Annotated in this window: 19 protein-coding genes, 2 tRNA genes and 3 pseudogenes; 14 read left to right on the top strand and 10 right to left on the bottom strand. The window is 39.5% G+C overall.

Annotated features, from left to right (window positions below):
• The first annotated feature begins 18 nt into the window (after positions 1 to 18).
• The 3 genes from H6G44_RS20570 to H6G44_RS18535 all read left to right on the top strand — a co-directional run bounded on the left by H6G44_RS20570 (position 19) and on the right by H6G44_RS18535 (position 2,330).
• Positions 19 to 204, top strand: coding sequence for a zinc ribbon domain-containing protein (locus H6G44_RS20570; RefSeq protein ID WP_313885314.1), 186 nt, complete (start codon positions 19 to 21; stop codon positions 202 to 204).
• Between the two features lie 79 nt (positions 205 to 283).
• Entirely contained in the window at positions 284 to 1,801 is a 1,518-nt protein-coding gene (locus tag H6G44_RS18540; RefSeq protein WP_190388028.1) for an AAA family ATPase, read from the top strand.
• 46 nt (positions 1,802 to 1,847) lie between these two features.
• Entirely contained in the window at positions 1,848 to 2,330 is a 483-nt protein-coding gene (locus H6G44_RS18535; protein WP_190388029.1) for an SH3 domain-containing protein, read from the top strand.
• A gap of 737 nt (positions 2,331 to 3,067) precedes the next feature.
• Here H6G44_RS18535 and H6G44_RS20040 read toward each other — a convergent pair.
• Positions 3,068 to 3,232 (bottom strand): hypothetical protein, encoded by a 165-nt coding sequence (locus H6G44_RS20040; RefSeq protein ID WP_199291881.1) that lies wholly within the window; start codon positions 3,230 to 3,232, stop codon positions 3,068 to 3,070.
• Positions 3,233 to 3,280: 48 nt separating this feature from the next.
• On the opposite strand from H6G44_RS20040, the gene H6G44_RS20035 reads away from it, so the two are divergent.
• Together H6G44_RS20035 and H6G44_RS18525 are read left to right on the top strand one after the other, a co-directional pair.
• Positions 3,281 to 3,712, top strand: a complete 432-nt coding sequence (locus H6G44_RS20035; protein ID WP_199291882.1) for a hypothetical protein — start codon at positions 3,281 to 3,283, stop codon at positions 3,710 to 3,712.
• Positions 3,713 to 3,761: 49 nt separating this feature from the next.
• The gene (locus H6G44_RS18525) at positions 3,762 to 7,367 is read left to right on the top strand and encodes a DUF11 domain-containing protein (RefSeq protein ID WP_190388031.1); all 3,606 of its coding nucleotides are present in this window, start codon (positions 3,762 to 3,764) and stop codon (positions 7,365 to 7,367) included.
• A gap of 168 nt (positions 7,368 to 7,535) precedes the next feature.
• On the opposite strand, the gene hppD is transcribed toward H6G44_RS18525, so the two are convergent.
• The 5 genes from hppD to H6G44_RS20780 all read right to left on the bottom strand — a co-directional run bounded on the left by hppD (position 7,536) and on the right by H6G44_RS20780 (position 11,818).
• Positions 7,536 to 8,597, bottom strand: coding sequence for a 4-hydroxyphenylpyruvate dioxygenase (gene hppD / locus H6G44_RS18520; protein WP_190388032.1), 1,062 nt, complete (start codon positions 8,595 to 8,597; stop codon positions 7,536 to 7,538).
• A 60-nt stretch (positions 8,598 to 8,657) separates the two neighbouring features.
• Positions 8,658 to 9,365, bottom strand: coding sequence for an SDR family oxidoreductase (locus H6G44_RS18515; RefSeq protein ID WP_190388033.1), 708 nt, complete (start codon positions 9,363 to 9,365; stop codon positions 8,658 to 8,660).
• A gap of 105 nt (positions 9,366 to 9,470) precedes the next feature.
• Positions 9,471 to 10,817: an NYN domain-containing protein gene (locus H6G44_RS18510; RefSeq protein ID WP_190388034.1), complete on the bottom strand. Its 1,347-nt coding sequence runs from the start codon at positions 10,815 to 10,817 to the stop codon at positions 9,471 to 9,473.
• Between the two features lie 68 nt (positions 10,818 to 10,885).
• Positions 10,886 to 11,113 (bottom strand): hypothetical protein, encoded by a 228-nt coding sequence (locus tag H6G44_RS20785; RefSeq protein ID WP_375379326.1) that lies wholly within the window; start codon positions 11,111 to 11,113, stop codon positions 10,886 to 10,888.
• A 477-nt stretch (positions 11,114 to 11,590) separates the two neighbouring features.
• Positions 11,591 to 11,818 carry an exodeoxyribonuclease VII large subunit gene (locus H6G44_RS20780; protein WP_375379325.1) on the bottom strand — a complete coding sequence of 76 codons (228 nt, stop codon included), beginning with the start codon at positions 11,816 to 11,818 and terminating at the stop codon, positions 11,591 to 11,593.
• A 180-nt stretch (positions 11,819 to 11,998) separates the two neighbouring features.
• Here H6G44_RS20780 and H6G44_RS20440 point away from each other — a divergent pair.
• From H6G44_RS20440 to H6G44_RS18480, 6 genes and pseudogenes are all read left to right on the top strand, one after another.
• Positions 11,999 to 12,214, top strand: a pseudogene (locus H6G44_RS20440) (hypothetical protein); the annotation flags it as partial.
• Between the two features lie 124 nt (positions 12,215 to 12,338).
• Positions 12,339 to 14,039, top strand: coding sequence for a bifunctional serine/threonine-protein kinase/formylglycine-generating enzyme family protein (locus tag H6G44_RS18500; RefSeq protein ID WP_190388035.1), 1,701 nt, complete (start codon positions 12,339 to 12,341; stop codon positions 14,037 to 14,039).
• A 471-nt stretch (positions 14,040 to 14,510) separates the two neighbouring features.
• The gene (locus H6G44_RS18495) at positions 14,511 to 14,735 is read left to right on the top strand and encodes a hypothetical protein (protein ID WP_168650217.1); all 225 of its coding nucleotides are present in this window, start codon (positions 14,511 to 14,513) and stop codon (positions 14,733 to 14,735) included.
• Positions 14,732 to 14,884, top strand: a complete 153-nt coding sequence (locus tag H6G44_RS18490) for a hypothetical protein (RefSeq protein ID WP_168650215.1) — start codon at positions 14,732 to 14,734, stop codon at positions 14,882 to 14,884. Before H6G44_RS18495 ends, H6G44_RS18490 begins: the two co-directional genes overlap by 4 nt.
• 6 nt (positions 14,885 to 14,890) lie before the next feature.
• On the top strand, positions 14,891 to 15,109 hold the full coding sequence (locus tag H6G44_RS18485; RefSeq protein ID WP_148766041.1) for a type II toxin-antitoxin system HicB family antitoxin: 219 nt from the start codon (positions 14,891 to 14,893) through the stop codon (positions 15,107 to 15,109).
• Between the two features lie 2 nt (positions 15,110 to 15,111).
• On the top strand, positions 15,112 to 15,321 hold the full coding sequence (locus H6G44_RS18480) for a type II toxin-antitoxin system HicA family toxin (RefSeq protein ID WP_168650213.1): 210 nt from the start codon (positions 15,112 to 15,114) through the stop codon (positions 15,319 to 15,321).
• On the opposite strand, the gene bioF is transcribed toward H6G44_RS18480, so the two are convergent.
• Genes bioF through H6G44_RS18465 form a run of 3 tightly spaced genes read right to left on the bottom strand, consistent with a single transcriptional unit; the run spans position 15,318 to position 17,893 of the window.
• Positions 15,318 to 16,502, bottom strand: coding sequence for an 8-amino-7-oxononanoate synthase (gene bioF, locus H6G44_RS18475; RefSeq protein WP_190388036.1), 1,185 nt, complete (start codon positions 16,500 to 16,502; stop codon positions 15,318 to 15,320). The two genes, H6G44_RS18480 and bioF, sit on opposite strands and share 4 nt — an antisense overlap.
• Before the next feature lie 6 nt (positions 16,503 to 16,508).
• Positions 16,509 to 17,150, bottom strand: a complete 642-nt coding sequence (ruvA, locus tag H6G44_RS18470; RefSeq protein ID WP_190388037.1) for a Holliday junction branch migration protein RuvA — start codon at positions 17,148 to 17,150, stop codon at positions 16,509 to 16,511.
• A complete protein-coding gene (locus tag H6G44_RS18465) occupies positions 17,147 to 17,893 on the bottom strand; it encodes a sucrose-phosphate phosphatase (protein ID WP_190388038.1) in 747 nt (248 codons plus the stop codon). Before H6G44_RS18465 ends, ruvA begins: the two co-directional genes overlap by 4 nt.
• 190 nt (positions 17,894 to 18,083) lie before the next feature.
• On the opposite strand from H6G44_RS18465, the gene H6G44_RS18460 reads away from it, so the two are divergent.
• The 3 genes and pseudogenes from H6G44_RS18460 to H6G44_RS20435 form a co-directional block, all read left to right on the top strand.
• Positions 18,084 to 18,166, top strand: a tRNA-Tyr gene (locus H6G44_RS18460).
• Positions 18,167 to 18,249: 83 nt separating this feature from the next.
• A tRNA-Thr gene (locus tag H6G44_RS18455) sits at positions 18,250 to 18,321 on the top strand.
• A gap of 130 nt (positions 18,322 to 18,451) precedes the next feature.
• Positions 18,452 to 18,541 (top strand): annotated as a pseudogene (locus tag H6G44_RS20435) (Swarming motility protein ybiA); the annotation flags it as partial.
• Here H6G44_RS20435 and H6G44_RS18450 read toward each other — a convergent pair.
• A pseudogene (locus H6G44_RS18450) lies at positions 18,538 to 19,408 on the bottom strand (restriction endonuclease); the annotation flags it as partial. The pseudogenes H6G44_RS20435 and H6G44_RS18450 overlap by 4 nt on opposite strands.

Raw genomic sequence — 19,408 nt, 5'->3', positions numbered from 1 at the left:
GGGAAACTTGATTTAAAAATTCGGTCGGTTAAGTGCCTAAATTGTGGGACTGAACACGACCGAGATGAAAACGCCGCAAAAAATATAAATAAAGTCGGGATAGGGCATTGCCATGACTCTAAACGGGCGCAGAGACAGAGTAAGACTACCTCGGTAGCATCAGTCTGTGAAGCGTCAAGAATCACCTCGCCTTCAGGCAGGTGAGTATGTCAAAACTTGAGTTATTATAAATTAGAGATTTTTTTAAATTCCTGAATTTCTAAATTTAAGAAATATTGCCTTTATGAATTTTTGTGATGAGTTTAAATTGTTACTTCGCGCCCGGTATCCATTGATTTATATTCCCACCCATGAAGAAGAACGGGTAGAAGCTGCAATTCGAGAAGAGGCCATCAATCAAGGTAATCGTCCGGTGTATATTTGGGATTTCGTGGACGGTTATCAGGGAAGTCCTAATGATCTGGGATTTGGTAAACGTAACCCGTTACAGGCTTTAGAGTTTGTAGAGAAATTGACTCCTACTGCCTCTGCGGTGCTGATTTTGCGGGATTATCATCGTTTTTTGGATGATGTGGCGATTTCTCGTAAACTTCGTAATTTAGCCCGACTGTTGAAGTCACAACCGAAAAACATTGTTTTATTATCCCCCCGCGTCGCCATTCCCGATGATTTAACAGAAGTGCTAACTGTAGTTGAATTTCCCTTACCTAGCGCTCCAGAAATCAGAATAGAGGTAGAACGGCTATTACAAGTCACTGGAAATGCCCCTGTAGGCAAGTTTTTGGATGATTTGGTGCGTTCTTGTCAAGGGTTATCTATGGAAAGAATCCGTCGGGTATTAGCGCGGGCGATCGCATCTCATGGACAATTAGAACCAGAGGATGTAGATTTAGTTTTGGCAGAAAAGCGCCAAACTATCCGTCAAACCCAAATTCTTGATTTTTACCCCACAACTGAGGCAATTACTGATATTGGTGGGTTAGATAATTTAAAAGATTGGTTAATTCGGCGCGGTGGTTCTTTTAGCGAAAAAGCCCGACAATATGGTTTACCCTATCCCCGTGGGTTAATGTTGGTGGGAATTCAGGGAACTGGTAAATCTTTAACCGCCAAAGCGATCGCACACCATTGGCACTTACCTTTGTTACGCTTAGACGTAGGGCGATTATTTGGCGGTTTAGTAGGTGAATCAGAATCCCGCACCAGACAAATGATTCAAGTGGCAGAAGCCCTCGCTCCCTGTATACTATGGATTGATGAAGTTGATAAGGCTTTTTCGGGTTTGGGTAGCAAAGGTGATGCAGGGACTACAAGCCGGGTATTTGGGACTTTTATCAATTGGTTAGCCGAAAAAACCTCCCCTGTGTTTGTTGTGGCCACCGCTAACGATATTCAATCCTTACCACCGGAAATGTTAAGAAAAGGGCGATTTGATGAGATTTTCTTTGTCGGTTTACCCAGTCAGGAGGAACGAAAAGCAATTTTTAATGTCCATTTATCCCGATTACGTCCCCATAATTTAAACAGTTATGACATTGAAAGGTTAGCCTATGAAACTCCCGATTTTTCCGGTGCAGAAATTGAGCAAACTTTAATTGAAGCCATGCACATAGGTTTTAGTCAAAATCGTGATTTCACCACTGATGATATGTTAGAAGCGGCAAGTCAAATTATCCCCTTAGCGCGAACTGCTGTGGAACAAGTTCAAAAACTCCAAGAATGGGCAGCAGCAGGCAGAGCCCGTCTAGCCTCAAAGTATACGGCTTTAAATCAACGCATTCAACGTCAAGAAAAAAATTAAACATTAAAAATCTTTTACCTATTTCCTCTTCTCTATTCCCTACTATATGTTTATAAACTTACTTAAATTTATACTTGGTGTTGTTTTAGCCCTTGCAGTTCTATTAGGTACTGGCTTAGTAGTTGCCCTTTATTTTGTCAACCGTACTGCTGTAACCCCTCCTAAGCCGCTGTATGCTAATGATAAACCTTCAGTCCCAGCTAAAAAGGCCAAAGCTATTCCCGAATCTTCACCTAAAAAACAAACTACTCCTAGTCCCATATCTAGTCCTACACCGACTCCCACTCCCACTCCTACTCCCACCAAATCACTACCAGCAAATGCTTACGAAGGAACTGTTACCTGGGCAAACGGGTTAAGTATGCGAGCAGAACCAGAGGCAAATTCCGTCAGTACAGGTGGAGTTGATGGTAATAAAAAAGTCATTGTTTTAGAAGAAAGTGCGGATAAAAAATGGCAAAAAATTCGCATTGCTGATACTGAACAAGAAGGTTGGGTAAAAGCAGGTAATATTCAACGTTCTCAGTAACATAATTTTAGCTTATAGCGGTTCTTGGTTAAGTGAAATACAAGAACCCCACTCCCAATTCCCTCTAAGATTAAACAGAAATTGTGTTGCATATTATTATTAAATATTGCCTATATTTATAATTAAATAGCTTGTATATTCTCTAGCAGATTCTTTTTTAGTAAGAAGTTGCATTAGATAAAATCGCCAATTTGGCTGGAAAATTTTTCAAATGGTTATTGCTAACTAAAAATATTCATGCTATGTTTGTTTTGACATCTGAGGGTAAAAGAGATTGTCAATTAATAATATTTTGTGTGGGTAATATACTGTTAAATAATGGGCTTATCAACGAAAATACAATGCCCTTGAACTGATGATTTTTAAGAATAAAGGAGTTTTTGATAAATTTTCAATTGCTTCACATTATAATGTTTGTATTTTTTTACAAAGGTTATAAAAAGTGTTGTGATAAATTATGAGTAATAGCCTAGAACTCTGAAAGATCAACCTTAGCTAATACCTACAAGCTAAATAAATCAGGTTAGAAATAGTATGCAAGGTAGAATTAAAAATTAAAAAAGCAGAGATTTTTAATAGTTGGTTATTTTCAGCATTGTCTACTAGTCATTTTAATTGTTCCTAACTTCAATACCTTAGAAAGAAGTAATTGATTGATGCTAAAAAACTTTCATGAAACTGCACATATTCAGGATATATCTATTGTCTTAGCCATTAGAAACTACAGTTCGACCCTGTTAACGCCAGATTTCCTGAATGGTAGTGGCGTAATTCCCACAGACTGGGAATTGGCGCGTCCTCCGGTCATATCCCCACGAGGGACTCATATTATCTTCAAAAATGGCATCAGGATGTCGGCGCAGTCGGAAATGGTGAGCTTTTCCCAAGGCATAAGCAACCATCTGGATGAGATACAGATTGCCAACATTGCTCGCCGCTATACTGCCGTTTTGCCTAATCTAGATTACCGAGCGGTGGGGCTCAATCCTCAGCGGTTTGTCACCTTTGAAGGTCAGCCAGATGCCGCTTACGAATATATTACGGAAACAATTCTTGCCCAAGGTAGCTGGCAGAATTTCGGCACTGCACCGATGCAAGTGGGAATTAACTTGATTTACACCTTAGAAAGCCGCCAACTGCGATTAGGTATTAATGAAGTGAAGCTAAAAATGCTAGAAGAGGAAGTTCCCGCAGTGTTGTTTGCCGGCAATTTCCATCATGAGGTGAGCGGTGAATTGGGGGAGGAACGTTTAGAGAATTTAAATCAGGCGATCGCTTACTGGCAGCAGGATTTAGCAGCCTATGAGGAGTTGATTGACAGCCAGTTTTTAGCACAGACCACGAGAAATGGGACCAGTGTCTTCCCTGCCCTTGCCCTATAGGTGGGAAATTCACTTCCATTCAATTTTATTTTACTGAGAGCAAATAGTCATGACAAATAACTTAACAGTTAGAACGGATAAATCCAATTACGGCCCTGGTGAAACCGTTAGGATTACGGCGACTGGGTTTGGGGTAGGCTCAACGATTACATTTGCGATCGCCGATGATCCTAGCGATTTTGGAGATGATGGCGATAGGGATTTTTATACACTCTCTCCCAATCCTATTACAGATGGTGGCGTTGGTGATTTGGATGGCAATGCCAATGGAGAGGTGGTAACGACTTGGTTTGTGCCGACGGATAACAATGGCACTGGTAGCGGTACTCCCGATGCGTTGAATGGGACGTTGAATTTGACGGCGACGGGTCCGGATGGTCAGGCAGCGACGACGATGTTTATGGATGGAAATCAAGCTCTTTGGGCATGGCGTAATCAGCCAGGTCCAACTTGGAACGCTGGTACCACCATTCAGCAAACCAACTCGATCTACGCCGAAGGCGAAGTTATCCCCTTCCGTTGGACAATTGCAACCGGAAACCCCGCTCCCCAACTACAAGAAGGCGTTACCTATACCATCCTCCTAGATTGGGCTTACGCGGGCGGAACTACGAGTCCACAAAAACTCTTTTTCGACTATCTCACATCCTACGATGCCACTGAGATCACTAGCCCCGCTTTCGGCGCTGGTTCTGGCTTGTCGGCAGATTTTCTAAACGGATACATTACAACAAAGGCAATTCCTAACGATACAGGCGACACAGGCGGCACGCCACCAAATCCAGCCACAGTGGCGCATCCGGCGGGGAATTTCACCCTTTACAACATCGATCCTAATTCCGTAAACTTTAGCCCCTATATTGCAGATCCCGTCAACGCGAATCAAGAAGACAGGCGGCTCAACATCACCTTTACTCCCTCCGATAACGATGGCACTGTAAATGAGTTTCTTGATGTCGGTGTTGCTTGGGGCGGACATCTCGCTACCCAGAAAGATTACGGATTCCAAAATGGTGCCGCCAGTTTCCCCGGTGCGTCACCGCAGATGGTGGTTGATCTTAACCCATTGGTATCTGGCGATCAGACGAATCTGAACATCAACCCCAATGCGATCGTTCCTCAAGGGCAAATCACCATCATCAAGGATGCTGTTCCCAACGATTCCCAAGATTTTGGTTTTACCATAACTGGTCCTACTGGGGCAAACATTACACCCACCTTCACGCTGGATGATGATAGCGATTCAACCCTTTCCAATCAAATAACGTTCTTCGGTCTGGTTGAAGGTGTCTATACCATCACGGAGGATTCTACCTCTGGATGGTCGTTGACAGGCATAACTCCTACCGAAAACGGTGTCAAAGATACGACCACAAGTGACATTTCCAGCACCAATGTAGGCGGGAGAACGGCAACTATTACTGTTGCCAATGGAGAGGTTTGGACTGTTAAATTTACCAACGAACCTGCCAATCAACCCAGTTTCAGCATCGCCAAGGATGTCACCTCAGTCACAGGTGGTGCCGGTCTGAGTGCTGACAGTGCAGGGGATGTTATCAACTACTCGATAGTTCTGACCAACACTGGCAACCAAAGCCTCACCGGTGTCACAGTTACTGATAACTTTGCCACTGGTTTAACTCGTGGTACAGATACCGTAGGGAATAACGATAACCTCTTAGAAGTAGGTGAAAAATGGGCTTACACAGCAACTCATACCGTTACCCAAGCGGAAATTGATGCGGGTAGTAACATCGTTAACACCGCCACAGTAGACACTGCCCAAACCGACCCTCCAAAAACTGCTTCGGCGTTCGTTCCTGTCGAACAAAATCCATCCCTCAATATCGTTAAAAATGCAACCGTACCAGGTGGTACAGCCGATGTGTTTGGGGAAATCATCAACTACACCATCTCTGTCGAAAACACAGGGAACCAAACCCTCACCGGTGTCACAGTTACTGACAACTTTGCCACTGGTTTAACTCGTGGTACAGATACCGTAGGGAATAACGATAACCTCTTAGAAGTAGGTGAAAAATGGGCTTACACAGCAACTCATACCGTTACCCAAGCGGAAATTGATGCGGGTAGTAACATCGTTAACACCGCCACAGTAGACACTGCCCAAACCGACCCTCCAAAAACTGCTTCGGCGTTCGTTCCTGTCGAACAAAATCCAGCCATTAAAGTCACTAAGAGCAACGATGGCGTAGCTGATACCAACTGTGACGGTAAAGAAAATGCTGGCGACCAAATCGTTTACACCTACGCAGTGAAAAACGATGGCAATGTCTCTCTATTTAACGTTACTGCCAATGATAACCAACTTGGTAACATTACTCTTACCGGACTCACGGACTTAGATGGTGATAGTACGGCTGATGACCTAGCAGTAGGGATAACGGCAACTGGTACGGCAACAGCCACTCTCACTCAAGCACAGATTGATGGAGGTTCAATCACTAACATCGCTTTGGCGACAGGGACAACACCAGGTGGTGACCCAGTGACCGATGACGACACCAATACCGTTAACTTGACTCGTACTGGTGACCTAAAGATTACCAAGACCGATTACCTGACCAAAGTAGTACCCGGACAATGCGTAACTTACACCATTGTAGTTAGCAATTGTGGTCCTGATACCGCTACTCACGCGCTGGTAGAGGATTTATTCCCCAGCAACCTGACAGACGTGAAGTGGACAAGCAAGGCAGCTAAGGGAGCTACAGACAATAAAGCCAGAGGAACTGACAATATCGAGGATTACGTAACCCTGCCAGCGGGTAGTAGCATCACCTACAAAGTGACGGGAACAGTAGTTGGTGGCCATGGCAGCCACAAAGTTTCCGACTGTCATAGAACCTTAACCAATACCGCGACGGTTACCGCCCCTTCTGACTTCACTGACACCAACCTCGAAAACAACACCGCCACCGATATTGACACAATTATGGCCGCACCCGGTGTCCGCAATACTCATTTTTGGCAAAATACCAAATGGCAGAAATCCTGGGACGGCATCCAAGGCAACGAACACTCCCAAAAAACAAGGCCGAATTTCCCAGATAGCGACCTCTTACTCTCACCCTATACCAACTCTGCCCGTCCAGGAAAAGTCTTAGATCCAGTTACCCGTAGATACGGAGTGGGACTGCTCATAGGAGACTACAATCACAATGGCAAAACTGACAAAAAAGAAAATACCCTCTTCTACACCCGCGCACAGGCACTTCAGATTGTTGATTCCTCAATGCACCCCAACAACCGAGACACGCGTTACATACTTGGACGGGATTTAGTGACTAGCTGGCTGAATTACCTCGCTGGTAATTCGATTGATACCCCTAATTCTAACGATCAAGATGCTCGTGACTATATCAATGAGGGAATTCACTGGCTGCAAGCCTTAACACCAGATCAAAATAGGGATGGCAAAGGTGATGGCTATCTGCAAGGATTAACAGGTAACGAAACCTCCAATTCACGGACTCCAAGGATTCTAGCTACATCTTCCTACTGGAAATCGGGTATTTCCAGTGCATCGAATTTACCGAACTCCTATAAATCGAACACTGACGTTCTCTATCCTATAGACGCTGGTATCACTATTCACACACACCTGGATAATTACAACAACAATATCTTCTAGGTAGGGTTCTTAGGGAACACACAAAAAACAAATTACCCAAAAATACCAGGGTGGCTTGGGGTGGCAATTTTTGTCGCCCCAACCAGATAATATCTATATCTGGTTCAGTAAAGCAAAATTGTTTGATATCTGGAAAATTTGTCTGCATATTCCCTAATTTCCAGGTGATTAACTGCTCACAAAACCACGTTTAATTTGTTCACGTTCAATGGCTTGAAATAAAGCTAGAAAGTTACCTTCCCCAAAACCTCGAGCCAGAGAACGACGTTCAATAAACTCAAAGAAAAAAGTTGGTTCTGAAAAAATAGGTTGGCTAAATATTTGTAATAATAACTGTCCTAGAGGAGCATCTTCATGCCAGTCTACTAAAATTTCTTGGTCGGATATAGCTTGCAATTCTTCAGTTGACAAAGAAAACTTATGCCGTTGTTGGAGTTGGAAATAGTAATTTTGAGGAACAGAAAGAAAAGATAAACCAGCACCCCGAAACCGAGAAATTGCATTCACAAGATCAGGTATCATTAAAGCAATATGTTGAATACCAGCCCCTCGATTCACATCTAAAAATTCTTGAATTTGTGAACTAGGTGAAGCTGGTTCATTAATCGGTAATTGAATATTACCATGGGGAGAAATCATCACTTGACTATGTAAACCAGAACGATCAGTTTTAATCTGAAAACTTTGTTGAGGTTGAAAATCAAAGATTTTTTGATACCAATTAACAGCAGTTTCTAACTCACCAACTCCCACATTTAAAACTAGATGATCAATCGCAGTAATAGCACGGTATAAACTATTTTCGACCTCTGCTATTTTTTCCTGATTTCTAGTCATTAATGTATGATTTAACCCACCCCAACCAGCGATTTTAGCATACTGACAAAATCCAGCATTTTGAAGAGGTTGGAGAATTTTTGCACCATTGCTTATGGCCTTTGCTGTCAATGCTTCTACATTGTCAACAGCAAAAGCAACATCAGCCACACCGGGAGGATGTTGACGCAAAAACTCAGCTACAGGACTAGTAGGTAAAATGGGGGAAGAAAGTAAAAAGCAGACAGTTCCACTTTTGACAACTTCTGTACAAGTATGCAAAGATTTTTGATGATGAGAAAGACTTGGAAAAATGCCATTATTTATTACTTGAAAACCAAGACAGTATACAAACCAATCTCGCCACTTTTGGGCATCTTCGACATAAAAGTGAATGTGATCAATTTGCAGCATAATAATTTCTTGAAAACATTAAAAACCCAGTATTTACTATCATCTTTTATCTCTTACATACTAGAAAAATAAATGACTCTCAGGTTGAATATTAATTTCCATTGGTATAGCCTGGGGTTCAGCGGATAAAGCATAAAAAATAGCATTTGCCGCAGTTTCACAACTCAGCATTTTATTCCGGTCTACTTTTAAATTTACCTGATCCCAAAAAGGAGAATCTATCCCCCCAAAGTAAAAAAGTGTCATTTTCACCCCAAAACGTTTCAATTCTTCTGCTATACATTTGCTAAAACCCACTACACCGAATTTAGAAGCAGAATAAGCCGCAGCCATGGGCATTGAATGTTTACCAAGAATACCGACAACATTACAAATATGACCAGATTTCCGTTTTTGCATCTCCTTAGCTGCGGCTTGAGTGGTGTAAAAACAGCCTTTTAAATTCAAATCCAGCATTGCCTCTAAATCCGCTGGTTCGATGTTGTTGTAGGCTTTAAGAAGTCCTGCTCCTGCTGCATTTACTAAGACATCAATGTGTCCAAAATGCTCTATTGTTGTTTGAATTAATACTTCTACCTCCTGGGGTTGAGTAATATCTGTGGGAACTGTCAGCACATTTGCTGATAACTCATTAGCTAATACTGCTAAATTTTCCCTGTTTCTAGCTGCAAGTACCAATCTTGCACCAGTAGGCGCTAATTGACGAGTTAAGGTTGCACCAATTCCACCTGTAGCACCGACAATGACAATAACTTTATTTTGTAGCATGATGATATTTATATTTCTTCACAGACTATATTCATGATATAGGAATCTGGTTTGATTCGTGAATTTACTTGTGTGAGGGAATCCCCAGCAAATTAATCAAACATATCATAATTCCGACTTTTTAACACCTACCTCCCATCTTTTACCTACTTGCTGAATTTGCAAAGACTTGCAAGAATGCAAAAATTTAGCAAAACTACCACTAATCTTTAATTGTTTGATTTGTTCAGTTATTGGTTTACCATATTGCTGATAAAATTTACTTCCCAAAATACTAATATCAATAAATCTCTGATTATCTACTCTGCTTAAATCAATCAAAATATTCTTAATTACTTTCTCTAAATCTGCGGGAGAATCAATCTCCTTTAATATCGGAATTTCAGCTTGTGAAATATCCTGACTATCTTCTATTTTTGATTGATGATATTCAAAAAGTGTGACATACAATTCAGATTTTTCATCAATTTGATGAACTACAAACTCAGATGGATAGTTAATAAATACGTCTTTAGCCTGTTTACCTGGGAAGTGATGAGCAATAACTTGACTAATAGTTAATTGATAGTTGGTTTTAAATAGTTTAGAAAGAATTGAAAGTTTAATCCAATAACTTGCAGTTTGTTTTTGCTGTAATTTAATTAAACCCTTAAATTGGGCAATAAACTGTTCTATAGACGGTATTTCTGGTACAGGTTTGAGAGAATAATTGACAGTTTCACTAGTCGCGCTGTTGAATACTCTAATATTTTCCCCATGCTGACTGACTTGGTAGACTAATATGCCATTTTGCTGTAATGTATTACATAAGTTTGTCATTACCTTATCTGATGAACAAACAAAAACTTCTTTAACGTTGAGATAGCGTTCATGAATAGAAGAACCCACAGCAATCATTTTACCGTCAGCATTATCTCTACCCATGGGAACATGAATTAAGTCATAACCACGTTGATGTAATTCTACATCCAATTTTCCCCGATTTGACCAATTTGCAAAAGCAATTTTTACTTGCAAAGGACAATTACAAGTTGTGGTTAAAAATCTTTCTGTATTTGTATTAAGTTGCAGGTTTTCTGCATCTAAAAGCAAAATGGCTATACCAGCAGATTGTCGCTGGAGTAAATGTGTAGTAATTAAATCATTATTCTCTGGATTTAACTGGTCAACATAGGCAAGTAAATCTGATACTATTTTTGAATTAAAAGCCACAGGAATAAGCACTGCTTTGAGTAATGATTGCAGTTTTTGCGATAATTCATCCCAGCTTTGTGTTTGACCAAGTATAGCCCTAAATTTTCCACTTAAAGCCGATTTATTGGTAGATATTTGCCAGTTAATAGTTCGATATTTTGCTATCAATAATTCTGGTTGCTGTTGTTGAATAGCAACAATTGATTGACAAATTTCGACAGAGATTTTTTCTAATAAGGCAGAATCATGATAGGACATAACTTACATCATACGGTGGAGCATCCTAAGGAGAAAGTCTGAGTTATGAAAATATACTTTTCCAGAATTTAACTTTCAGTAACTTCTATAACTTTAACTGTTACCTTACCTTGTGCCAACTGAATCACTAAATTTTCTCCTATAGTTAATTCTGATACGGGATGAGGAATTATACCATTTTCTGTTATCACTCCTGCGTAACCACGCTGTAATACAGATTGAAGGTCAATACTAGCCAATTTTTGGTGTAACGTTTCTATCCCATTGTTATTTATAATAATTGCCGCTGTTTCCAAGATAACTTGTCTCTTTCTTGTTCTACTTGTCTATTTAACCGCAATTGACGCAACCGATGTTTTCATCCTTGAAGTTGCTTTTCCCTAGCTGCTAATGATGAATTAACGATTGTAAACAAGTCTGTAATTGGCTATTTGTGTATGTACGTATGAATCAGTAACTAAATCTGTTAAGGATTCATCCCTTTTGTGTCCAGTTTTTGTTATTACTAGTATTGGAAAATTAGCAACAGCCATAACGACTCTTTAAAACAAGCTAGTTCTTCAACTGTACCACCACATTTCGATAAAATTAATACTTCTGCTCTTTTTTGACTCTTTCAATGGCTTTAACCATGAATGCTGGTGCTTGTTCGTCTTGCACTGTCGCGGGAGAAAATTAAGATGTACAAGCCGGGATATCTATGTTTGAGGGTTTTTTGAAGTAAGCGATTTTTTAGTTGTTGATAGCATAACGCCTGTAAACCTACACCCACATTAGTTGATACTTTGTGGATTGTGAATACGGGCTAAAATAGGCATTTGTGGCAATTTTACTACTTGACTTTTCCAAGCTACGCACTTGATGGAGTCTGTATTATTCGTGTCTTTTGGTGTAAGAAATAACCCACTCTGGTGAGGATTGGTGCTGGAAACTTCCCTAGTTACCCATACTTGTCTGAGAATTTCATCTTTTTCTAAGAGTAATTTTAGTAGTCGGTTCATCCAGTTACTGAAAGGGCAGTATTAGAAAAGTCCAATGCCATAGCAGTAGGTGATAGGTGATACAAATAAACGAGATCTCCGACTTTTTTATCACTGATCATTTATTGACAAGATTATCTAAAGAGTCAGCGATCTTACTTACATATTCACTGTAATGAATCAAAAGGGGGCCACACAGGCATTTCTGGGACAAGACAACCGCACAACCAACTTACTAAAGAATATCTAGAAGAATTATTAGCACCTTTAGGAGAGGTCAAAACCAGTAAAGATGTAAAAAGCGAAGTTCAGGAAATAGATGTTTGGTTTGTTCCGACAACAACAGTTATAAATTATGAATTAGGATTATTAGGAAAAATGGTGATTACAAGCTGTCTTTTTGAACCTTACCATAACGAAATTATTGGTAATGTTAGGTTTTATTACCTCAACCCAACCTTGTATCCCTCATCAAAAATCGGATGGATAAGGATAGTCAAAATGTGATTATAATTATCAATGTAATTACTCACCTGTATCTATGAGTCAGTGTCTTAACCCCGACTGTCTACAGCAAAATCCACCGAAGACCATATTCTGTCAACGTTGTGGGAGTAAACTGGTATTGCAAGAACGGTATCGTGGTGTGCGTGTTATTGGTGAAGGTGGCTTTGGGAGAACGTTTTTAGCAGTAGACGAACAAAGATTAGATACTCCCTGTGTGATTAAGCAATTTTTACCCCAACAGTCGGGAAGTGGGGCTTTAGAAAAAGCGACGGAGTTATTTAAACAAGAAGCTTTTCGACTGCGAGATTTAGGGAAACATTCACATATTCCAGATTTACTGGCTTTCTTTCCCCAAGAAGGAAGATTATATTTAATTCAGGAATTTATCGAAGGTAAAAATCTGTTAGATGAATTACAACAAAAAGGAAAATTCAGCGAATCGGAAGTTAAACAGATATTAGTTGAATTATTACCTATTTTACAATTTGTTCATGATAACAAAGTTATTCATAGAGATATTAAACCAGAAAATATTATTAGAAGTTCTCAAACTGGTGCTTTATTCCTAATTGATTTTGGAGTTTCTAAGGAAGTTGGGGGAAGTGTTCTAACTAGAGTGGGGACTATTACAGGAACGCCGGGATATGCACCACCGGAACAAATGCGCGGGAAGGTTTTTCCGAATAGTGATCTTTATAGTTTAGCTGTAACTTGTATTCGTTTATTAACGGGATGTTTTCAAAAAGATGATGGTGATGATTTAATATTTGATTCTATGAGAATGCAGTGGATATGGAAACAATATGTTTCTGTGAGTCAGGAGTTAGAAATAGTTTTAGATAAGATGTTGCAGGATTTACCAATTGATCGTTTTCAGTCTGCAACCGAAGTTTTATCAGGGTTAGAAAAACAGATAGTTTCAACATCATCAAAATTACCAGTTTCTTCTAAACCTGTACAAACAGGTTTACCAAAAATTAATTACCCAAAAATACCCACATCCTTTATAGAAAATTTAGGTAATTATGTATTTTTAGAAATGCTAAAAATATCAGGGGGAAAATTTATCATGGGTTCACCAGATGGAGAAGGAGATGATTCTGAAAAACCTCAACATCAAGTTACAGTTCCACCTTTTTTTATGGGGAAATATCCTGTTACTCAAGCACAATGGGAAAGGATAGCAGCTTTACCGAAAGTGAAGATTGATTTAAAATCTCAACCTTCACACTTCAAAGGTGCAAATCTTCCAGTTGAAAATGTATCATGGCATGACGCACAAGAATTTTGTGCCAGAATAAGTAAACATACAGGTAAAATATATCGCTTACCCAGTGAAGCAGAATGGGAGTATGCTTGTCGTGCTAAAACCACAACTCCTTACTACTTTGGTGAAAATATTACCTTCGATTTAGCAAATTATAGTAAATTTCTATTCGGAAAAACGACAGATTTAGGAAAGTTTCCTCCCAATAATTTTGGGTTGTATGATATGCACGGTAATGTATGGGAGTGGTGTGAAGATGGCTGGCATGAAAATTATATAAATGCACCTATTTGGCCTAATGACAGCATTCCTTGGATTAGTAGCAATGATGTCTATGTAATGCGCGGTGGTTCATGGTGTAGTGATGATAAAATTTGCCGTTCTGCGTATCGTCACTACAGTAACCCATACGATAGGTGTTATGACTACGGTTTTCGGTTGGTAGTTTCTGGTGTAGGGACTCTTTAGTTATTTACCCTTCCAAATATTTTTAACCGAAAATGTCTGAACTATGATTTTTATGATTTAAGGATTTACATGATTTGATTTTTTGCTAAACCCCTATAATGGCTGAAAAAGAAAATCTCTTCCTTTTCTTCTTTGCGACTTTGCTCCTTTGCGACTACCCTACGGGATCTCTAAGAGGGTGTTTGAAAAGTTATGGTTGATGTATCAAATATTTTTTACCCCACCCTAACCCTCCCCTTTACAAGGGGAGGGAACTGGATTTTTATTGTTTCCCCCCTTTACAAGGGGGGACTAAGGGGGGTAGCAATGTGATGAAAATTACGGAATACCACTTTTCAAACATCCTCTAAGAGAGATTGCGCGAAATAATTGTCTGAATCAGGATATCCACCGATTAAAGGATTAACATTGAGGTAAAAGATTAAGAGAGCGATCGCAGTATAATGTAAATAACTTTTACCCTATATTTCTATGACATTAACCGAAATTTTACCATCACTGCAAAAATTATCTCATCAAGAAAAAATCAAAGCTATTCAATTTTTAGCCACAGAATTAGCTAGAGATGAACAAAATCCAGATTTGCTTGAAAATGGTAAAACTTATGAAGTCTGGTCGCTTTATGATGCTTTTGCAGCGGAGAAAACTTTAACTGATATGTTACAGGAACATTTACAACCAAAAACAACTAAATGACATTAAAAAAACGCTGGCAATTTATTGAAAAATCGAATTCTTTAGGGGAAACTAGCTTAGTTCCTTATATTCCTTTGCGCTTATCATATCTAGGTCGCGCTTCGCTATCGCTCAAAAAAAGTTATAATTTAGAAAATACTCTTGATTAATGTCTTATGCTAACTACATACACCGCAAAATATACCAAAATAAATAGTGGATATATGGGACAACTGATTGAATGGCAAGAAATCATTACCGAAGGAGAAACACTAGAAATCTGTAGAGCTATGTTACAAGATGCACTCAAAGAAATGATTCTTGCCTATCATCAGCAAAATAAAGAAATTCCCACAGGAAACTCTTTACTTGAACAAATTCCTGTAGAAGTATAATCATGTCCGTAAAACGAAAAGATTTAATTAAGTATTTGGAAGAAAATGGATTTTATTTATTGCGGGAAGGTGGCAATCATTCTATTTATACTAATGATGTAAAAACCATTCCCGTCAAAAGACATCGTGCAATTGATAGCTGCGCTCGCCGTAGGCATCGCATTACTGCCAATGCAATTTGTAAACAAGCTGATTTATTACCTAAATTTTAAACCTTATGGTCTAATTCTTCTATACTTTTGATCACTTCTACCAATTTCTGAATATGTCCTAACTCATGGGTAGCCATTACAGATATTCTAATGCGGCTGGTACTAACTGTGGGAGGACGAATGGCTGGTGCAAAAATTCCCGATTCTCGCAAATGTTTTCCGGCTGTTAATGCGGCTGCTGCATTAGATAATTGAAAACATAATATCGGCGATTCTGTGGGTAATAACTTTAAATTAGGTAAATTCTCTGTAATTAATTGTTTTAAATAATTGACATTTTGCCACAGTTGCGATCGCCTTTCCGGTTCTTCTCGCACTATTTTCACGGCTGCTAAAGCTGCTGCTGTGTCTGCGGGAGAAAGGGCGGTGGTATAAATCCAACTGGGGGCGCGATTGCGTAAAAAGTCAATCAGGGAGCTACTTCCGGCTACATATCCGCCTAAACTCCCCAAGGCTTTACTTAATGTGCCAATTTGAATTAGTTCCCTCCCTGTACACCCAAAATGTTCTACACAGCCAGCGCCAGTATCTCCCATTACTCCCGTAGCATGAGCTTCATCTAAAAGCAGCATACAACTAAATTCTTCAGCTAAATCTAGCAATTGGGGTAATGGACATAAATCACCATCCATGCTAAATACACTATCAGTAATCATTAAACAGCGTCGATGATTCTTTCGGTATTGTTGTAAATTTTGCAATAGTGCAGCAGTATTACAATGCGGATATTCCACCACAGTCGCACCGCTGAGAATTGCCCCCTTTTTTAAGCTGGAATGATTATATTCATCAGATAAAATTAAGTCTCTTTTACCAACTATAGCCGCAATTGTCCCTAAATTTGCCAAATAACCAGAACTGAATACTAATGCCTCTTCTGTTTGTTTAGTAGATGCAATTCCCTGTTCTAATTCTCTGTGTATTTCCCGATGCCCACTGATTAATCTAGAACCTGTACTGCCAGTGCCGAATTGTTGAATAGCAGTAATGGCGGCTATTTGTAAGCGTTCATCTCCTGCTAATCCTAAGTAATCATTACTGGCAAAATTAATCACCTCTTGCCCGGATAAGACCACAGTTGCACCGGGTGCGCCGTGAATAGTTTGCACGCAACGATACCAGTCAGCCCGATGAATAGTGGCGAGAGATTCATTTATCCAAGCGTAGGGATTATTATTCATGGTTACTTATGAACACTCTACTTCACTACTGCTTAGATAAGCGATCGCTTGTCTAATCCAATCTTCCACATAAGCATTTTTAGGTAAACCAATATCTTCACTAACTACGTGCAGTGCGTTACTAACTTCATGGGCAGTATATCCCAAAGCAAAAAGAGTCATTTGCACCTCTTCTAACATTCCTGCTGCAGGTCCCCCTGTAGCCACGAAGAAGCCCGCCGATTTACGCCATTCAATCAGTTTACTCTTGAGTTCTAAACAGATGCGTTCAGCGGTTTTCTTGCCCACTCCTGGAGCTTGAATCAGCATTTGCACATTAGCAGTGACAATAGCTTGGACTAACTCTGGTAATTCCATTGTATCCAAGAGAGCGATCGCCAAAGCAGCACCAATACCGCTAACACTGAGCAAATGGCGAAATAAATCCCGTTCAGAAGGAGAAGAAAAACCATAAAGCATGGGTACTTCTTCCCGAATCTGATAATGGGTAAAAATTTGGATCACATCCCCAGTTGAGGTTAACTGCTTGGACAAGCGTTGGGGAATTTGCAAATCATATCCCGTACCATTGACTTCTAAAGTTAAGATGACACGATTAGGAGTAATAGCTTGAATACCCGCAACGATACCTTTAAGATAACTAATCATTTTAGAAAACCAAAATATTTTAAACCTTCCATAATTCCAGCAGCACAACGGTTCTGAGCGAGGTAATGGTAGTCCGCCGGATGTTGATAATACCATTGAAGCAACTCTGGACGAGCATTCCCCACAATAATTCCCCGTTCCTCACCGATAGCAAATAAAGCAATATCATTACCCGAATCGCCACAAACAACAGTCTGCTCCACTGCAAATTTCCACTTGAGTCGCAAAAACCGCATTGCTTGACCTTTATCGCTGGTATAGGGTAAAATGTCAAGGTCAATTTCACTACTATAAATTAACTTTACATTGAGTTGAGATTTTTGCAACTCGGCCTCAAGTCGTGGTAAGATACCAGATAGTTCCCCATTCAGAAAAAAACTCACCTTGAAAGGACGTTGTTCTGTGTCAGGTTGTGGCTCTAATTCTGGGAACTGCTTAGTAATAGATAGGATTTTTTCCCTATCCCAGCCTTGAGAAAGAATGCTTGACCATTCTAGATCATAATTTTCACTACCATCCAAATATATTTCCGTACCCACAGAAAGAACCAAAGCATCAGGTAAAAACAGATTTTTCTCCCGTTGCAGTTGTCGATAGAGGACAGGCGATCGCCCTGTGGAGTAAACTATCTTTGTCCCATATTCTTGACGATGCTGTTGCAAGCGATCGCTCAATAACCATAATGCCTGATCATCGCCCACAAATGTATGATCTAAATCGGTGACAAATAAAAACTTAGTCACAGTCAACTCCCTTTGTGAAATTAATTCACAAAAAGTGTATGCGGTTTTGACACATATCGGAGAATTTTATAGACAGCAAACCCGGAAAACTAGCTGAGAGTATAAGGTTGCCTTAATCAAAAAATATTTTCTCTAACCCCTTGCCAAACTTAAAACCTGCTGCTATTATAGTTGAATGTGGGACAAAAACGGGTCGATGTCCGAGTGGTTAATGGAGACGGACTGTAAATCCGTTGGTTTACGCCTACGCTGGTTCAAATCCAGCTCGGCCCATATCCCGCAGACGTTAAGAATGATAATTGCTGTGTACTGGTAGATGCACGGCAGTTATACATCTTAACTTTGGTTTAATTTTCGCCCGTGTGGCTCAGTGGTAGAGCACACCCTTGGTAAGGGTGAGGTCACGAGTTCAATCCTCGTCACGGGCTTTTTAAGATAACAAAAAACCAATACTTCTGGCAACTTGTATAAGTTGGCTTTACTCTACCAGTATCTCATTACAGATAGGAACTTGCATAGTAGTTGCATAACAGGAATACTTTTCTAGACTATTTTTAGGGCTGTGGTGCTGATGGTACAGGGGAAAATTACCTCGGTAAAATTCTGATGAGTGTACGTGGGGAAATACGGAGAATTAGTTATTTTTAATTAATTGGTAAATCCCGGAGATAATAAAAGCGATCTTTTTTCCAATCATCTTCTTTAATTCTTCCCAAATATCCTGTTAATGGTGATGATAGTTCTATGAGAATATCATATAATTCTCTATGTTTTAGGTTTTGTGGTGGATGATCATGTGGATGATCATAAAGATATGCTATACAAAGATCACCAACTTGGGCATCTTTAGCACCTGTAGCACCTGTTTTTTCTAGATGTCTTTTGACGAGTTGGATAATATGCGATCGCAATTTTATCTCTTTTTCTATTTTAGCAATATATTCGTTAATTTTATCATCAATTTGTCCCGGTTCTAAGTATTGTTTTAATTCAAGTAAATTTATCGCACCTGGATATTTGGCTTTGAGTTCAACTAATTTTTGTAATGTCATAGCTTTGATAATACTGACTTTAGAGATTTGAGCAGATTCTTTCAAATTTTTAGTAGGTTCACAAGGTCCAATAATTAACCGCACAGATTGAAGATAATTTTCTTGAAGATGTCTTTTACCAATTCTATCTAATTCTTCTACAGCACGATCTGGAATACTTTTACCTGCTTTACATTCGCACACTAAAGGATAAGGTTGAGAACAATATAAATCTAAACCTCCCGCACCTCCTTTATAAGCATTTTCTACATTAAACCCTAAAAATTCTAAACTTTGACGAGAGATATTTTCAAAGTCTGTACCCGCTTGATAATTATTTTTTTTCTCTTCTAATTCTATACTTCTATCTCCAGAAGTGTTGAATGTTAAGAAAAGCCTGATAAAAATAGCCAAAAATATGTTAAATTTTGGGCGAAGGATTAAAATATTTTGATTAACCATGATCATAAACTCATTTCCCAAG

The organism is Aphanizomenon flos-aquae FACHB-1287, assembly GCF_014698755.1.
Classification (GTDB): Bacteria; Cyanobacteriota; Cyanobacteriia; order Cyanobacteriales; family Nostocaceae; genus Dolichospermum; species Dolichospermum flosaquae.
This window is presented reverse-complemented; position numbering and strand designations above follow the sequence as displayed.

Bases quoted from the DNA above. Each gene is read 5' to 3' on its own strand.
- H6G44_RS18540 (WP_190388028.1), top strand. From the start codon at position 284: ATGAATTTTTGTGATGAGTTTAAATTGTTACTTCGCGCCCGGTATCCA.
- H6G44_RS18535 (WP_190388029.1), top strand. From the start codon at position 1,848: ATGTTTATAAACTTACTTAAATTTATACTTGGTGTTGTTTTAGCCCTT.
- H6G44_RS20040 (WP_199291881.1), bottom strand. From the start codon at position 3,232: ATGGTTGCTTATGCCTTGGGAAAAGCTCACCATTTCCGACTGCGCCGA.
- H6G44_RS18525 (WP_190388031.1), top strand. From the start codon at position 3,762: ATGACAAATAACTTAACAGTTAGAACGGATAAATCCAATTACGGCCCT.
- hppD (WP_190388032.1), bottom strand. From the start codon at position 8,597: ATGCTGCAAATTGATCACATTCACTTTTATGTCGAAGATGCCCAAAAG.
- H6G44_RS18515 (WP_190388033.1), bottom strand. From the start codon at position 9,365: ATGCTACAAAATAAAGTTATTGTCATTGTCGGTGCTACAGGTGGAATT.
- H6G44_RS18510 (WP_190388034.1), bottom strand. From the start codon at position 10,817: ATGTCCTATCATGATTCTGCCTTATTAGAAAAAATCTCTGTCGAAATT.
- H6G44_RS20780 (WP_375379325.1), bottom strand. From the start codon at position 11,818: ATGAACCGACTACTAAAATTACTCTTAGAAAAAGATGAAATTCTCAGA.
- H6G44_RS18500 (WP_190388035.1), top strand. From the start codon at position 12,339: ATGAGTCAGTGTCTTAACCCCGACTGTCTACAGCAAAATCCACCGAAG.
- H6G44_RS18495 (WP_168650217.1), top strand. From the start codon at position 14,511: ATGACATTAACCGAAATTTTACCATCACTGCAAAAATTATCTCATCAA.
- H6G44_RS18490 (WP_168650215.1), top strand. From the start codon at position 14,732: ATGACATTAAAAAAACGCTGGCAATTTATTGAAAAATCGAATTCTTTA.
- H6G44_RS18485 (WP_148766041.1), top strand. From the start codon at position 14,891: ATGCTAACTACATACACCGCAAAATATACCAAAATAAATAGTGGATAT.
- H6G44_RS18480 (WP_168650213.1), top strand. From the start codon at position 15,112: ATGTCCGTAAAACGAAAAGATTTAATTAAGTATTTGGAAGAAAATGGA.
- bioF (WP_190388036.1), bottom strand. From the start codon at position 16,502: ATGAATAATAATCCCTACGCTTGGATAAATGAATCTCTCGCCACTATT.
- ruvA (WP_190388037.1), bottom strand. From the start codon at position 17,150: ATGATTAGTTATCTTAAAGGTATCGTTGCGGGTATTCAAGCTATTACT.